The sequence below is a fragment of the Nocardia sp. NPDC055321 genome, from assembly GCF_053645575.1.
The window spans coordinates 127,870-143,616 of sequence record NZ_JBSHMS010000006.1; the positions used below are offsets into that span (position 1 = coordinate 127,870).

Sequence of the window (15,747 nt, forward strand, 5' to 3'; positions counted from 1 at the left end):
TCGCGGCGGTGGGCCGGTTGCCGCACTCGTGTCGGAAACTCAGGGGGATCAGTGGGGGGAACGAACATGCCCGGATCCGGTGCGCTGCACGTGGATCTGGATGCGGTGCGGGCCGGGATCACCGTCCTGCGGGACTGTGCGGATGTGCTCGCGCGGCACTCTCGGGCGGTGGCCGAGAACGACTTCGGCACGCGGAACTCCGACGCGGGGCGTGACTACGCCGTCCAGGCGGCGGCCATCCACGCGGGATTCACCCGCATCGCGGCCTTCCTGCACCGGTGGAGCAGCGCCGCGGTGGCCACCGCAGACGTATTCGACCACGCCGCCGGCGAATACGCGCGGGTGGATCGGGAGCGAGTGGCGGCAGCGGGTGCGGTGCGGCCATGACCTTCGATCCCGCCGGAAAGTCGATCGACGAGATATTGGATTACGGCACCGCCGGACTGCGGTACTGGGAGCTCGTGATGCCGCGCTACGACGAGGCGTTCACGCCGCTGCCGAACAGCGCCTCGTCCACCCTGCGGGCGGCCTACGACGAGCAACGCGGTGCCGATCTGGCCGGGCTCGACGATGCTCGAAGCCGGCTGGTCGTGGCGCTGGCGGCGGCGGAGACACAGTGGTCCGTGCAGTGGGAGTTGGCGCACCAGCTGCCCGCGGACTGGCAGGGTGGGACGGGCGCTGCCGCTCAATCCATACTGGTCGCCCAATTGCGCCGTGCCCGAGAGGATCTCGACGCGGCGCAGTCCGCCGCCACCGCCCTCGGCGATCTACTCACCCCGCTGCGCCAGGCTGCAGCGGCCAAGGCGGAGGTGGCGCTCGCACTTCTGGAATCCGCGCCGGACGGAGCGCCGCGAGTGGCTGTCGCGGGTAGAACGCCCGACGAGATCGCGACGCTGGACGCGGATGATCCCTGGCTCGCCACCACCTTCAAATCGGAGGTGGAGCACAACCTCGATGCCTTCACCCGAGCCTGTCGAACGGCGGATCAAGCCTTCGAATCCCAGTACGCCACGGTGATATCCGCGCTCGACAGGATTGCCGACCTGCCTTATCCCCAGCCGGGCGGCCTCGAAATCGAACAGCCTTCGGGCCTCACCGATTCGGAGCGACTCGGACACGCGCCGGTTCCCGCGGGCACCGCTCGGGACGTGCCGACCGACGGCTGTTGTACTCCCGATGGTGCGCCGAACGCTGGTGGACAGCCGACATCACCCGAATCCATCGACCCGCGTTCAGGTTCCGGCTCCGCACTGAATACGAACCCGGACGAGCAGTCGATCCCAGCCGCTTATGCCGGACAGGATCCGGGCTCCGCCGCCGGCCTCCCGAACGACTGCGACCGATCACCCGGCGGTCCGTCCACGGCTCCGGCAACCACCTGCCCCGACTCCGGCAAGCCGAATCCGGGACAGCCGCAATGTGTCCCATCCACTGCCCCTACCACCTGTGATCACCCCTCGACCCGCACCACTCCGTCCACAACCCACCGCGACACCGAAGCCGATTCCCCTCAATCGCCCCCGGGATCCGCCACCGAGCCCGACCGGTCCTCGCCCGCCGAGCCACTCGCCGAAGCTGCCACCGCCTTCCTGACGACCCTCACCGGCTTCGCCGATTCCCTCTTCACCACCCTGATCCCCGAAACGCTCTCCGCCCTCACGGATCTCCTGCCGACTCCTGGCGAATCCACCCCGGAATCCGCGAATCCGGATCCCAATCCGCTAACCCCCGCCGATGTCACTCCCGACCCCGCCGAGCCGTCGAAGGGCGCACCCAACCCGTCACTCCCGGAAGCTCCATCCGACCCCGCTGATTCCCAGCCCCCGGCAGCCGGCAATCACCCACCCGACGGCTCCGGCAACTCACCTGATTCCTGCGAAAACCCACCGCTCCAGCCCGAAAAGCCAGGTGCAACAGCCGATCCCGCCCACCCGGCGCCACCGCCCCCGATCGCCCCCGGCGCGGAGTCTCCCGCCGCCCCGCCGATCGCTCGCGACGGCGACCCGGCCCAACGCCCCTGCCCGCCCGGGATAGACCAAGCACCCCAACTCGACGGCAAGGCCCCACCCGAACCCCCGCCCACACCGCCCGGCAACCAATCCACCTGTGAGCCGATGCCCTTGCCGCTGAACGAGCCCGCCCCTGACCCGAACCCGGTACCCGAGGTCTCCGCACCCCAGCCAGGTTGCGAAGCGGCCCCATTGCCCCCGAAGGCCGCCGCCCCGAACGACCCACCCGATTCCCCGCCCCAGCCCAACCTGGATGTGCGCCCACTCGGTCCGGACGGCCTGCCGCCGCCCGCCGCGTCCCCACCCACCGACCCTGCACCTCCGCAGCCTCCCGAACGGCCCGGAGAAGGTCCCCTAGGGTCCGAAATCCCGGACGTAGGAACAGATATCCCCGACACGGTCCAGCCTTAGGCGGCGTCTCCTACCGGAATGGAGATGTTTGGGTAGGGGTTTCCGGTGGGTCTGGCTGGGCGACTCGGCGGCGGTTGCGTGGCCTACTGGGGGAAGGACGCAGTAATGATTGGGGTGAACCCTGCGGTGGTTGTCCTGACTCGGAAAGACGCTGACCGCGGTGTCATGTCCAGGATCTGTCGGACGGTCCGGCCGGGATCGACTAATCCACCCCGCCGGCAAGGCTGCCGAATGCAACTGTCGCGTGGGGTTACGATCCGAGCCCGACCCGACGTCCCCAGTTCCGCGCCCACCATGCCGCGAGCTCCTGCTCTGCCGAAACACGCTCTGCGCCTGTCGGGTTGGGCAGTTCGTAGTCTGTCTCTGCCACCGCTCGCTGATCTTCACTCACGCTGCGAGTCGCCGGCCGCCAACCGGCCCTACTTGCGCAGTGCCTGAACCAACTGCAGGAGAGGGAGCTTCTGCGCCTCCGGGGCGGGCTCCTCCTCGGGGGCGTGGGGGTCCACCCAGGTCGTGTGGGGTACCAGAGCCTCGGGGTCCGCGAACGGCTTGTACTTCTTGTCGCCGAGGAGGGTGTAGTTCAGGTAGCCGGTCAGCAGAGCGCGGGTCAGGCGCTCGGTCTTGGGCTCGTGTTTGCCCGCGCCGAGCGCCGAGAGGGCGCGGCGGCCTTCGACTATGCCGTTGTGGGTTGCCTTTTCGACCGTGCGCAGGATCGCCGGGCCCGCCCAGGCGGCGGCCAGGGGCAGGGCGTTGGAGTTCACCGCGTCGAGGTCGTCGGCGCCGGCCAGGATCAGGGCGGGGGCGTCGATGCCGGGGGCCAGGGCCTCACCGGAGGGGGCGGTGGGCGAGGGGTACAGGGCGGCCACCGCGGCCACCTCGCGCTGGGAGGCGGCGATCACCGCCGCGCCCGCGCCCATGCCGTGCCCGGCCAGAGCCAGGCGATCGGGGTGCACGCTGATGTCGCCGTTGCCCAGGCGGACCCCGGTGCAGATGTCCAGGGTGGTGATCAGATCGGTCGCCAGATTCAGGTGCGACGGAATCGGGCCGCGCTCGGTATCGGGCGCGGCCGCCACGAACCCCCACGACGCCAGATGCTCCAGGAGGCGACGGTAGTTCGAGGCGCCCGTCAGCCACCCGTGACCGAAGGCCACGGCGGGCAGATTCAGGCCCTTCGCGGGCGTGTACACCACGCCGGGCTGCCCGGCGATGCCGAGGTTTCCCCGCAGCACCTGATGGGGGCCGCGGGCGGTCAAAGTGCTCAGGAGCGATTTCACAGACGCCGACACGAGGTTGAACTTATAGGATCGCCGCTTCCTTGGGGCGTTTCGCCCGGTCCGCTGCACATCCGGATTCGCCCGCCCCGCACACCTCGGTAGGCTGGTGACCCATGTGCGGAATCGTGGGGTACGTGGGGTATAGGGACGCCCTGGCCGTGGTGGTGGACGCGTTGCGCCGCATGGAGTATCGCGGCTACGACTCCGCGGGCGTGGCCATCGCCGACGGCGCGGGCGGGCTCGCCATCGAACGAAAAGCGGGCCGCCTCGCCAATCTGGAAGCCGAACTCGGCGAGTCCGGTGTCGAGCGTTTCGCGGGCTCCACCGGAATGGGCCACACCCGCTGGGCCACCCACGGTGCGCCCACCGACCGCAACGCCCATCCGCACCGCGACCACACCGGGCGGGTCGCCGTGGTGCACAACGGCATCATCGAGAACTTCGCGCCCCTGCGCCGCGAGCTCGAGGAGGCCGGGGTCGAGCTCGGCAGCGACACCGACACCGAGGTCGCGGTCCACCTGGTCGCGCGCGCCTACGCCAAGGGCGAGACCGCCGGTGACTTCGTCGCCTCCGCGCTCGGGGTCGTGCGCCGCCTCGAAGGCGCGTTCACCCTGGTCTTCACACACGCCGACCATCCGGACACCATCGTCGCCGCCCGCCGCTCCACCCCGCTGGTCGTCGGCGTGGGCCAGGGCGAGATGTTCATCGCCTCCGACGTCACCGCCTTCATCGAGCACACCCGCGAAGCCGTCGAACTCGGCCAGGACCAGGCCGTGGTCATCACCGCGAACACCTACGCCGTCACCGACTTCCACGGCTCGACCGAGGGTGTGCGCATCCGGCCCTTCACCATCGACTGGGATCTGGCCGCCGCCGAGAAGGGTGGCCACGAGTACTTCATGCTCAAGGAGATCGAGGAGCAGCCCGCGGGCGTGGCCGACACGCTGATCGGGCACTTCGCCGACGGCAAGATCGTCCTCGACGAGCAGCGCCTGCACGATCAGGAACTGCGCGAGGTCGACAAGGTCTTCGTCGTCGCCTGCGGCAGCTCGTATCACGCCGGGCTGCTCGCCAAATACGCCATCGAGCACTGGACCCGGCTGCCCGTGGAAGTCGAGCTCGCCAGCGAATTCCGTTACCGCGACCCGGTTCTGGATCGTTCCACGCTCGTGGTGGCCATCTCCCAGTCCGGTGAAACCGCCGACACGCTCGAGGCCGTCCGGCACGCCAAGGAGCAGAAGGCGCGCGTACTGGCCATCTGCAACACCAACGGCGCGCAGATCCCGCGCGAGGCCGACGCTGTGCTCTACACCCGCACCGGACCCGAGATCGGCGTGGCCTCCACCAAGGCGTTCCTCGCCCAGATCACCGCCAACTATCTGGTCGGCCTGGCCCTCGCGCAGGCGCGCGGCGTGAAGTACCCGGACGAGGTCGCGCGGGAGTTCGCCGAACTCGAGGCCATGCCGAAACTCGTTTCCCGCGTGCTGGAATCGGGCGAGCAGGTGCGTGCCATCGCCCGGCAGCTCGCCCACGTGCCCACGGTGCTGTTCCTCGGCAGGCACGTCGGCTACCCGGTGGCGCTCGAGGGCGCGCTCAAACTCAAGGAACTGGCGTACATGCACGCCGAGGGGTTCGCCGCGGGCGAGCTCAAGCACGGCCCCATCGCACTCATCGAAGAGGGCCTGCCGGTCATCGTGGTCATGCCCTCGCCCAAGGGCCGTGCGATCCTGCACTCCAAGCTGCTGAGCAACATCCGCGAGATCCAGGCGCGCGGTGCCCGCACCATCGTCATCGCCGAGGAAGGCGACGACACGGTGCGCCCGTTCGCCGACGATCTCATCGAAATCCCCGCCGCCCCAACGCTCTACCAGCCCCTGCTGGCGACGGTTCCGCTCCAGATCTTCGCCGCCGAGGTCGCCATGGCCCGCGGCTACGACGTGGACAAGCCCCGCAATCTCGCGAAGTCCGTCACCGTCGAATAGCTCGGCGGATCGCGTGCCGCCGGAGCTGTCCGGCGGCACGGGCGGGCGCCGCCCAGCTGGGGACCGTGCGGGGTACGGACCTACGCCTCGACGGTGACGGTGCCCTTCATGTCCGGGTGCAGCGGGCACAGGTAGCGGTAGGTGCCCGGGCTGGTGAAGGTGTAGCTCCACTCGCCGGTGCGGATGATCGGGCTGTTGATGCCGAGCGCCACGTCGCCGATGCCCTGCACCGCGTGCGGGGCCTTGTCGGCGAACTTCCACAGCACGGTGTCGCCGGCCTTCACGGTGAGGTTGGCGGGGGAGAACTTCATGTCGTCGACCGTCACCGTCACGCTGGCGGCCGGGCGGGGGCCGGACGTGTCCGCCGCTCCAGAGGTCGAGGTCGCCGGGGTGGAGGTGGTCGGGGAATCGGACTTGTCCGAACCGCAGCCGCCCAGCGCCAACGCCCCGCTCAGCACGGTCACCAGGAACAGGGCACGCACGGGAGAGAAGCGGCGGATCGACATGCGGGCCAGAGTAAACCGTCGCGGGTCACCGCTCGGCCTCGACCTCCGCTCTGCCCGGGCGGCCCGCTCGACGGGGCCCGCGCGGCCGAGGGCGCGGCCGCGGGATCCTGCTCGATCGCGAGTCGGCCCGGCCGGGGAGCCCGCGCGGATCGCAGCCGAACACCCCCGGCGGATCGGGTTCGGTCCGGGCGGCCTGGGCGAGCAGGTACCGACCCGCGAACGTCCCGGTCGACGCGGTTCGGGATTGTGCTCGACCCTGCGCGGCCGGGAGCCTGCTCGTCGGGAGCCCTGCCCCGGGCAGATCCCGAAGCGCCCGACCCTCGGCGGGGTGTGAACCGACTTACCGCACCGTCGGGGCGTAGTCTGCTCACGTTCTGCACAGGCGGGGCGCGAGCCCCGCGAACCTGCTCTCGCGGGAGGCGACGCATGACCTCGAGCGACCGGCGCGGATACTTCACCGCCGCGGAGATCCGTGCGGCGGAAGCCGAGCTGTTCGGCCGGGTCCCGGACGGAATGCCCATGCGCCGTGCGGCTTTCGGGTTGGCGGAGGTCGTCGTGCGGGAACTGCGCGAGCTCACCGGGGGCGTGGCGGGGCGATCGGTGACGCTGCTGGTCGGCTCCGGGGACAACGGCGGCGACGCGCTCTGGGCGGGATCGTTCCTGCGGCGGCGCGGGGTCGCGGTGGCTGCCGTGCTGCTCGCGCCCGAGCGTGCGCATGCGGCGGGATTGGCCGCGTTACGGCGCGCGGGCGGGCGAATACGCGCGGATCTGGGCGCCCCCGACCTGGTCGTGGACGGGATCGTGGGAATCTCCGGGCGTGGCTCGCTGCGGCCGGACGCCGCGAAACTTGTTGCCGAAGTGGATGTTCCGATCATCGCCACAGATCTGCCGAGTGGTGTCGACCCGGACACGGGTGCCGTCGACGGTCCCGCCGTGCGGGCCGCGGTGACCGTCGCGTTCGGTGCGTACAAGCCGGTGCACGCGCTGGCGGCCCCGTACTGCGGCCGAATCGATCTGGTGCCCATCGGATTACGGCTGCCCGAGCCGAATCTCGCGGCGCTCGAACCGGTGTCGATCGGCGCGCACTGGCCGGTCCCCGGAGCGGCGGACGACAAGTACACCCAGGGCGTGACGGGCGTCTGCGCGGGCAGCGCCACCTATCCGGGCGCGGCCGTACTGTGCACCGGCGGCGCGGTCGCCGCGACCTCGGGCATGGTCCGCTACGCGGGAACCGGGGCCGAGTCCGTGCTGGCGCACCTCCCGGAAGTCATTGCCGCGCCCTCCGTTTCAGCGACCGGCCGGGTCCAGTCCTGGGTGTTCGGCCCCGGCGCGGGCACCGACGCCGCGGCCGGGGAACGGCTCGCCGAGATCCTGGCCACCGACCTTCCGGTGGTGGTGGACGCCGACGGTCTCACCCTGCTGGCCGCGAACCCCGCCCTGCTCGCCGGCCGCACCGCGCCGACGGTGCTGACCCCGCATGCCGGGGAGTTCGCCCGCCTGACCGGCGCCGAACCCGGGCCCGACCGGGTGGCGGCGGTCCGTGAGCTCGCCGAATCCTGGCGGGTCACAGTCCTTCTCAAAGGCCGGGCCACGCTCGTCGCCGCGCCCGGACAGCCGGTGCTGGTCAACGAGGCGGGCGGGTCCTGGGCCGCGACCGCCGGGTCGGGCGATGTCCTGTCCGGGGTCATCGCCGCCCTGCTGGCCGCCGGGCGCGAACCCGCCTGGGCCGCCGCGGCGGGCGCCCGCGTCCACGCGCTGGCCGCCAACCTCGCCGCGCACGACACATCCGGCGCGGGTGCGCCGGTCTCGGCTTCCCCGCTGCTCGCGCACATTCGCGCGGCCATCGCCACCCTGCGCGAACTCGCCGCCTGAGCCGGGCCGCGGCGAATCGCACCGCGCGCCGGGCGCGGAGTTCCGCTCGGCCGGCAGGCCGCGCGCGAGATCGGCCCGCCTCCCCGGCCGGGTGTGATCGGTGTCGCGGGGGCCGGGATGGCAGGATCTCGGGTGTGAACAAGCCCGACCCGCAGGTGGAGACCCTCGTCGATCTGAGCGCCATTGCCCACAATGTGCGAATTCTGGCCGAGCACGCGGGGGACGCGGCCGTCATGGTCGTGGTGAAGGCGGACGGATACAACCACGGGGCGGCGGAGGTGGCGCGGGCCGCGCTGGCGGCCGGGGCGCGCGAGCTCGGGGTGACCACCGTGGGGGAGGCGCTGCAACTGCGGGCGGCCGGGATCACCGCGCCGATTCTGTGCTGGCTCAACAACTCCGACGCCGATTTCGTGAGCGCGGTCGCCGCCGACATCGAGATCGCGACGCCGTCGGTCGCGCACCTGCGGGCCGTCGCCGCCGCCGCGCGCGAGGTCGGCAGGACCGCGATCGTCTCGCTCAAGGTCGACACCGGACTGAACCGCAACGGCGTCTCGCCCACCGAATACGTGGCGGTGCTCGAGCTGCTGCGGGAACTGGTCGCCGCGGGCACTGTGCGGTTCCGCGCCGTGTTCTCCCATCTCGCGCACGCCGATCAGCCGCATCACCCGACCATCGACATGCAGCGGGATCGATTCCTCGACTACATCGCCATCGCCAAGGAACACGGCCTGGAACCGGAACTGGTGCACCTGGCCAATTCCGCCGCGACCCTGACCCGCCCGGACCTGGCGTTCGACATGGTTCGGCCCGGCATCGCGGTGTACGGACTCTCGCCCATTCCGGAGATCTCGGACTTCGGGCTGCGCCCGGCCATGACCTTCCGAGCCCGCGTCGCCCTCGTCAAGCACGTCGCCGCCGGGGAAGGCGTGTCCTACGGGCACGAGTGGATCGCCGAACGCGAGACGACCGTCGCGCTCATTCCCGCCGGATACGCCGACGGCGTGCCCCGCACCCTCGGCGGCAAATTCGAGGTGTGGGTCGGCGGCGCGCGGCGGCCCAATGTCGGGCGCGTCTGCATGGATCAGCTGCTGGTGGACCTGGGCGACAACGCCTCCGGGGTCCGCGAGGGGGACACCGCGGTGCTGTTCGGCGGCGACGCCGGGGAGCCGCACGCGCAGGAGTGGGCCGACATCCTCGGCACCATTCACTACGAGGTGGTGTGCGCCCCGCGCGGACGCGTCGTGCGCCGGCACCTCGGCGGTGACCGGTGAGCGCGCGCGGCGGCCACCGCGAACTCCCCACCGTGGAGGACACCGAAGCCCTCGGCCGCGAGCTCGCCACCCAGCTGCAAGCCGGTGACCTGGTGATCCTCGACGGCCCGCTCGGCGCGGGCAAAACCGCCCTCACCCGCGGCATCGCCGCCGGCCTCGGCGTCCAAGGCCGGGTCAGCTCACCGACTTTCATCATCGCCCGCCAGCACCGCGCCGCCGCCGACCCCGGCTCGATAGCCCTGGTCCACGTGGACGCCTACCGCCTCGGCGGCGACCTCGACGAGCTCGACGCCCTCGACCTCGACACCGACCTCAACGACGCCGTCGTGGTGGTCGAGTGGGGCCTCGGCGTGGTCGAGCACCTGGCCGACCGCCACCTCCGCGTCCTGCTCCGCCGCGAACCCGACTCCGACACCCGCACCGCCGACTGGGAATGGGTGTCATCGAACTGACCCCCGACCCTCGTCTGCGATCAGGGTCACGCCGCACCGACGCTCCTCTCACAGAACCATTCGCGCTGAAAGCAGACCCCATGCTGAGAGCAGACCCCTTTACGAGGCCGGCAGTTCCGCCCCAACCTGACAGCGCCGCACGGACTCGCTCCTGAAAGACGCCCGCTCGATCCAGGTATCCGCGTCGAAGCGAAGCGAGCCCCCGCATTCCGTGTCGGGTAGTCCCACCTGGCAGTTCGCGGCCCGTCTCGTTCTGGACTGAGTGGAGCGGGGGAGCGAAGCGGAGGAGCGGAGGGAGGGAAGAACGAGACTTCGGGGGCCGCGGACCGCCCGGAGCGCAGCGGAGGGCAAGAGGGCGCTGTGCGGAGGGAGGGAAGAACGAGACTTCAGGGGCCGCGAACCCGCCGGAGCGGAGCGGAGGCAGACAACCCAGTATCGTGGGGGCAATCATGCTTGTATTGGCTGTCGACACCTCGACTCCTGCCGTTACGGCGGGACTGGTGGAACTGGAACCGGCGGACGGCGAGGCTTCCGCACCTCGAATCACCACGATCGCCTCCAGGGTGACCGTGGACGCACGCGCGCACAACGAGGTGCTGACCCCGCAGATCCTGGCCTGCCTGGCCGAATCCGGGCGGCCCAGAGCCGATATCGCGGCGGTCGTCGCGGGCGTGGGCCCGGGGCCGTTCACCGGGCTGCGGGTCGGCATGGCCACCGCGGCCGCGTTCGGTGACGCGCTGGGCGTGCCGGTGTTCGGGGTGTGCAGCCTCGACGCCATCGCCGCCGACACCGAAAGCTATCTGCGCGATCGCACGGAACCCGTCGAACTGCTGGTCGTCACCGACGCCCGCCGCCGCGAGGTGTACTGGGCGCGCTACGACACCACCGGCCGCATCGAAGGGCCGGAGGTGAGCAAGCCCGCCGACCTGGATCCGGGCACCGCGACCGTCATCGCGGGGTCGGCCTCGCACGTGGACTACTTCGATCTCCCGGTGCTGCCGGTGGAGACCCCGTCCCCGGCCGGGCTGGTGCGCTGCGCCGCCGCCGATCTGCTCGCCGGCGTCACGCCCGAACCGCTCGTGCCGCTGTACCTGCGCCGGCCCGACGCGGTCGAGAAGAGCTACGCGCAGGTGGGCCGATGACCATCCGCATCGGACCGATGCGGCCGAGCGACGCCGCGCGCTGCGCCCAGCTCGAGACCGTGCTCTTTCCCGAGGACGATCCCTGGCACGAGGTGTCGTTCCTGTCGGAACTGGCCGGACCGCACAACCGCTACATCACCGCCCGCGATGCCGACAACCGCATGGTCGGGTACGCCGGCATCGCCCTGCTCGGCACCCCCGAACATCCCGAGGCCGAAATCCACACCATCGGTGTGGATCCGCGCGTGCATCGCGGCGGCATCGGCACCCAGCTGCTCCACGCGCTGCTCGCCGAGGCCGGCCGGCGCGGCGGGCCGGTGTTCCTGGAGGTGCGCACCGACAACGCGCCCGCCATCGCGCTGTACGAGAAGCACGGCTTCCACATCATCGGCCTGCGCAAGAACTACTACCAGCCCAGCGGCGCGGACGCGTACACCATGCGCCGCCCGGCCCTGGCCGGATTCCCGCAGGGCGCCGCGGCTTTCGCGGCGGAGAAGACCGGCGCGGCCGAGGCGCTCCCGCACGACACCGAGGTCACGTCATGATCGTCATGGGTATCGAGAGCTCCTGCGACGAGACCGGGGTCGGCATCGTCCGGCACCTGCCGGACGGATCCTGCGAACTGCTCGCCGACGAGGTCGCCTCCAGCGTGGATCAGCACGCGCGCTTCGGCGGCGTGGTGCCCGAGATCGCCTCCCGCGCCCACCTGGAATCCATCGTCCCGGCCATGCGCCGGGCGCTCGCGGCGGCCGATATCGAACGGCCCGACGCGCTGGCCGTCACCATCGGGCCCGGACTCGCCGGCGCCCTGCTGGTCGGGGTCGCGGCGGCGAAAGCCTATGCGGCGGCCTGGGATATCCCGTTCTACGCGCTCAACCACCTCGGCGGGCACGTCGCGGTGGACACCCTCGAACACGGGCCCATGCCGCCCGCGGTCGCGCTGCTGGTGTCCGGCGGCCACACCCACCTGCTGCAGGTCACCGACCTCGGGCAGCCGATCGTCGAACTCGGCAGCACCATCGACGACGCCGCCGGTGAGGCGTTCGACAAGGTGGCCCGGCTGCTCGGACTCGGCTATCCGGGCGGACCCGTGCTCGACGCCATTGCCGCCGAGGGTGATCCGGCGGCCATCGCGTTCCCGCGCGGCATGACGGGTCCGCGCGACGCGCGGTACGACTTCTCGTTCTCCGGGCTCAAGACCGCGGTGGCGCGCTACGTCGAGGCCGCGCAGCGCGAGGGCCGCGAGGTGCCGATCCCGGATATCGCCGCGTCCTTCCAGGAGGCGGTGGCGGACGTGCTGACGATGAAGGCCGTGCGCGCGGCCGAGGACGTCGGCGTCGACACGATCGTGCTCGGCGGCGGCGCGACCGCGAACTCCCGCATCCGCTCGATGGCCCAGGAACGGTGCGCCGCCGCCGGTCTCACGCTGCGCGTCCCGAAGCCGCGCCTGTGCACCGACAACGGCGTCATGATCGCCACCCTCGGCGCGCACGTGATCGCGGGCGGCGCCCAGCCCTCCGAGCTGACCGTGGCCACCGATCCGGGCCTGCCGGTCTCCACCAGCCAGCTCTGACGCCGGACCCGCGCCCGTCCGCCGCTACCCCCGGTCCGCACACGCGGGCGTCGCGATGTGCGCGACCGACAGCACAGCGCAGACGATCCCGCCGTCGTGCTCCCCGGCCCCCTCGACCGCCGGCGCGGTCGACAACACCGACAACGCCAATCCCACCGCCGCCACGCACCCGGCCGCGACGTCCCTGATCCGCATAGAGCCACCTCACTCCTCGGGAAGATTCCCGCTCGCGACGCTAACGACGTATGCGGCGCGCCCCCAGCCGGAACTTCCCCCGCCCCGGAAACCGTGGGCCGGTTCGGGGGTGGTGGATCAGCAGGTCGCCGTGTTGGGTGCGGTCGCTGAGCTGAAGACGTGGCCCGAGTCGGGAGCTCGTTCGGTAGGGAATCGCCGGCCGGGGTGCCGCGGTAGCGCGGCGGATCGTGTTGTCCGCGTGCCGTATCGGGCGGGGGCGACACGGACCTGGGTGAGAGGGCCTGGTCCGGGGTGTGCGACTTCGGTTCGGCGAGTCGGGGATTGGCGCGCGGGAGGTCGGCGTGTGGGGGTAACGGGTGGGGAGTGGCGGGGGATGGGCTGGATATGAAGAGCGTGGTGGGGGACGCGAGACGGCCTGCGCGGGCGGGTTCGAGGGTGCTCGACCGGAGGGGGCGTCGGGAGAGTCGGCGGCACTCGCGTGGGGCCGAAGGACTTTCGACGGTGAGCCGCGACCGGGGGTGGGGGCGCGGGGAGATCGGTCAGTTGGTGGGACGGACCGACGTCGTGGTCGAACCGGCGCCGGAACCGGAGTCGCGGCGCGGGGTCGTGGTGGCGGGGGCGCTCGGGTCGGCGGACTCGCTGGGCGGGGTGGTGCCCAGGAGGGGGCCGAGGAGGCGCGGCAGGTCGGAGGGGAACGGGATCTGCGGCAGACCGGGATCCGGGCGCAGGGGCGGCTGCTGGATGGTGGTGACCGTGGTGCTCGGGCCGGCGGTGGTGGCGCCCGCGGGGCCGGTGGTGGTGACCGGCGGCGGGGTGGTGCGGCGGGCGGTCTCGCGGTTCGGGACCGTGGTGGTGCTGAGGCCGGGGCCGACGCCCGCGCCGGTGCTCGGCACGGTGGACGAAACCGGCTGCTGCACACCGGTGGTGGGGGAGTAGTTGGTGCCCTGCGGTTCGGGGACCAGCTCCTTCACGCCGTATCCGATGATCAGCCCGACCACCACGATGGCGCCGGCGAGCGTGCCCGCGAGCTTGGTGAAGGTGCCGATCGGCGCGTCGGCGCCGCGGCTGATGACCGGAAAGGCGGTGGGTGTGGCCGAATCCGCGGTGAGCGCCGCGCCTTTGGCGATGGCCGATTCCGGCTCGGGCACGGTGAACACCGGAACATCGAGCTGCCGTTCGAGATTGGCCACCACGGCGGGGGTGTTCGCGCCGCCGCCGATGACCGCGACCGCCTCCGGGAATTTCGGGGCGCGGGCAAAAACCCCGCGGGCGAAGCCCGAGAGCTCGCGTAGTAGGTCGGCGACCAGCTCGTCGAAATCCACCCGGGTGAGCTTGAGCGGCTGCCCGGCCACGTGGTCGATGGTGACCGCGGGCGCGATGGACAGGTGCTCCTTGGCCGCGCGACTGCGGTTGAGCAGCATGCCGCGATTGGGCCGCGTGCCGCGGCGCGCCAGGTGGCAATCCATCAGGTGCTGCAGGATCAGTTCGTCGACCGCGTTGCCGCTGACGGCGGCGGTGCGCTCGGACCGGAGCACGGTGTCGTCGGCGTGGTCGGCCACGGTGACGGTGGACCCGGAGGCGCCCATGTCGAGCACCGCGACGGTTTCGTATCTGTCCAGCAAACCGGTGTGGCGCAGGAAGGCCAGGGCCGCCGTGGTTTCCGGGATCAGTCGCACCTCGCGACGTTGCCGGCCGATAGCTGACCGGATGATCTGGGCCTGTTCCCGGTCTCGATACGCCACCGCGATGTCGCCGGGTGCGCCGGACTCCGAATCCTGCTGTGCCGACAGCGGTCCGGGATGCGCGCCGACCGGATGCACTGTCTCGCGCGGAATCTGGGTGGTCATCAGCTCGATGGAGGAGGCGACCAGGTCACCCAGGTCCGAATGTGCCGTGTCGGCGGTGACCATTCGGTAGTCGAAGTTCTGGGCGCCGTTGGGTGCGGTGGTGACCGTGGCCGAGCACACCACTTCGCTCCCCGCGGAGATGCCGAGGGATGTTCGCATGTTCACCTCCCTTCGAGCGGATGGTCCGGGTGTAGACGACCATCTCGAACGGACTCTGGGACCGCCCCGTGGATGACGGGTGATCCCGAGCTACGGATCCGGCCGGGCCCCCGTCCGATGGGGCTTCGGGACCAGCCAGCGATCACTTGCGGTAAGGCTCTCGTCTCAGCGCTGTGCGGAAACTCCCGCGCAGTGGGGTTCAGCAACTGTGGGATGAAGCAACTGTGTAACTGTTCGGCGGCGGCGTGACGGGGGTGATCGAGGGTCGACAGCCCTGCCGCGCGGCCGTCGTCAATGGTGTCACAATCCGTTATCCGAACGTTACAGATTTTCGTTTTTCTTTGGAAGCCCTCAGATTTTCCGGCCGTTCGCTCCGGCGAGTCGGGGTTATCCGTCTCAGCTGCGGATAACCCTGCCTTGAGCGCTGGCACTCACGTGTATAGAGTGCTAGTTGGCTCCCGGTCAGTGCTCCCGGACGCCAGTTTCTGACTACTGGGCAGTGGTCCCGGCTCCCGCGACGACGGGGCTTGTGCGCAGGGTCAGACCCAAAGACCGAAACCGTGAGTCCGGGGAACCGCCCCGGGCGCGAAGACCCCTGAAAAGTGGAGGGCTCAACGTGGCGAGCGTGAACATCAAGCCGCTCGAGGACAAGATCCTCGTCCAGGCCAACGAGGCCGAGACGACGACCGCCTCCGGCCTGGTCATCCCCGACACGGCGAAGGAGAAGCCCCAGGAGGGCACCGTCATCGCCGTGGGTCCCGGCCGCTGGGACGACGAAGGCGAGAAGCGCATCCCGCTGGACGTCAAGGAAGGCGACGTCGTCATCTACAGCAAGTACGGCGGCACCGAGATCAAGTACGGCGGCGGCGAATACCTGATCCTGTCGGCGCGCGACCTGCTGGCCGTCGTCACCAAGTAGGAACGACCGAACTCGGACCCGCGAATTCGGCCCCGCCCCCCAAATTGGGTGGGTGGGCGCGCCGATTCGAAACACCCGAAAAGGGTGAACGGGGCACCACCGCCCCGTTCGGGCCACCGAGATTTCCGCCCCGGT

Annotated in this window: 14 protein-coding genes; 10 read left to right on the plus strand and 4 right to left on the minus strand. The window is 71.0% G+C overall.

What is annotated here, in order from left to right; genetic code table 11:
* Positions 1-66: 66 nt before the first annotated feature.
* Positions 67-387, plus strand: coding sequence for a hypothetical protein (locus ACWIGI_RS11875; RefSeq protein WP_454202362.1), 321 nt, complete (start codon positions 67-69; stop codon positions 385-387).
* Positions 384-2,420, plus strand: a complete 2,037-nt coding sequence (locus tag ACWIGI_RS11880; RefSeq protein WP_454202363.1) for a hypothetical protein — start codon at positions 384-386, stop codon at positions 2,418-2,420. The genes ACWIGI_RS11875 and ACWIGI_RS11880 overlap by 4 nt, the downstream gene beginning before the upstream one ends.
* 419 nt (positions 2,421-2,839) lie before the next feature.
* On the opposite strand, the gene ACWIGI_RS11885 is transcribed toward ACWIGI_RS11880, so the two are convergent.
* Positions 2,840-3,706: a dienelactone hydrolase family protein gene (locus ACWIGI_RS11885; RefSeq protein ID WP_454202364.1), complete on the minus strand. Its 867-nt coding sequence runs from the start codon at positions 3,704-3,706 to the stop codon at positions 2,840-2,842.
* A 101-nt stretch (positions 3,707-3,807) separates the two neighbouring features.
* Here ACWIGI_RS11885 and glmS point away from each other — a divergent pair, with 101 nt between their 5' ends.
* Entirely contained in the window at positions 3,808-5,676 is a 1,869-nt protein-coding gene (gene glmS, locus ACWIGI_RS11890; protein ID WP_454202365.1) for a glutamine--fructose-6-phosphate transaminase (isomerizing), read from the plus strand.
* An 80-nt stretch (positions 5,677-5,756) separates the two neighbouring features.
* On the opposite strand, the gene ACWIGI_RS11895 is transcribed toward glmS, so the two are convergent.
* Complete coding sequence (locus ACWIGI_RS11895) at positions 5,757-6,182, minus strand: cupredoxin domain-containing protein (protein WP_454202366.1); 426 nt, start codon at positions 6,180-6,182, stop codon at positions 5,757-5,759.
* Between the two features lie 426 nt (positions 6,183-6,608).
* On the opposite strand from ACWIGI_RS11895, the gene ACWIGI_RS11900 reads away from it, so the two are divergent.
* From ACWIGI_RS11900 to tsaD, 6 genes are all read left to right on the plus strand, one after another.
* Positions 6,609-8,054, plus strand: a complete 1,446-nt coding sequence (locus ACWIGI_RS11900; protein WP_454202367.1) for an NAD(P)H-hydrate dehydratase — start codon at positions 6,609-6,611, stop codon at positions 8,052-8,054.
* Between the two features lie 134 nt (positions 8,055-8,188).
* Positions 8,189-9,325, plus strand: coding sequence for an alanine racemase (alr, locus tag ACWIGI_RS11905; protein WP_454202368.1), 1,137 nt, complete (start codon positions 8,189-8,191; stop codon positions 9,323-9,325).
* The gene (tsaE, locus tag ACWIGI_RS11910; RefSeq protein WP_454202369.1) at positions 9,322-9,777 is read left to right on the plus strand and encodes a tRNA (adenosine(37)-N6)-threonylcarbamoyltransferase complex ATPase subunit type 1 TsaE; all 456 of its coding nucleotides are present in this window, start codon (positions 9,322-9,324) and stop codon (positions 9,775-9,777) included. Before alr ends, tsaE begins: the two co-directional genes overlap by 4 nt.
* A 449-nt stretch (positions 9,778-10,226) precedes the next feature.
* Entirely contained in the window at positions 10,227-10,919 is a 693-nt protein-coding gene (tsaB, locus tag ACWIGI_RS11915; protein WP_454202370.1) for a tRNA (adenosine(37)-N6)-threonylcarbamoyltransferase complex dimerization subunit type 1 TsaB, read from the plus strand.
* A complete protein-coding gene (gene rimI, locus ACWIGI_RS11920; protein WP_454202371.1) occupies positions 10,916-11,464 on the plus strand; it encodes a ribosomal protein S18-alanine N-acetyltransferase in 549 nt (182 codons plus the stop codon). The genes tsaB and rimI overlap by 4 nt, the downstream gene beginning before the upstream one ends.
* Entirely contained in the window at positions 11,461-12,492 is a 1,032-nt protein-coding gene (gene tsaD, locus ACWIGI_RS11925) for a tRNA (adenosine(37)-N6)-threonylcarbamoyltransferase complex transferase subunit TsaD (protein WP_454202372.1), read from the plus strand. Before rimI ends, tsaD begins: the two co-directional genes overlap by 4 nt.
* A 24-nt stretch (positions 12,493-12,516) precedes the next feature.
* Here the strand turns inward: tsaD and ACWIGI_RS11930 are convergent, their stop codons facing one another.
* Together ACWIGI_RS11930 and ACWIGI_RS11935 are read right to left on the minus strand one after the other, a co-directional pair.
* Positions 12,517-12,687 (minus strand): hypothetical protein, encoded by a 171-nt coding sequence (locus ACWIGI_RS11930; protein ID WP_454202373.1) that lies wholly within the window; start codon positions 12,685-12,687, stop codon positions 12,517-12,519.
* Positions 12,688-13,226: 539 nt separating this feature from the next.
* Entirely contained in the window at positions 13,227-14,693 is a 1,467-nt protein-coding gene (locus ACWIGI_RS11935; protein WP_454202374.1) for an Hsp70 family protein, read from the minus strand.
* 616 nt (positions 14,694-15,309) lie between these two features.
* On the opposite strand from ACWIGI_RS11935, the gene groES reads away from it, so the two are divergent.
* Entirely contained in the window at positions 15,310-15,612 is a 303-nt protein-coding gene (groES, locus tag ACWIGI_RS11940; RefSeq protein WP_354990166.1) for a co-chaperone GroES, read from the plus strand.
* Positions 15,613-15,747: the final 135 nt, after the last annotated feature.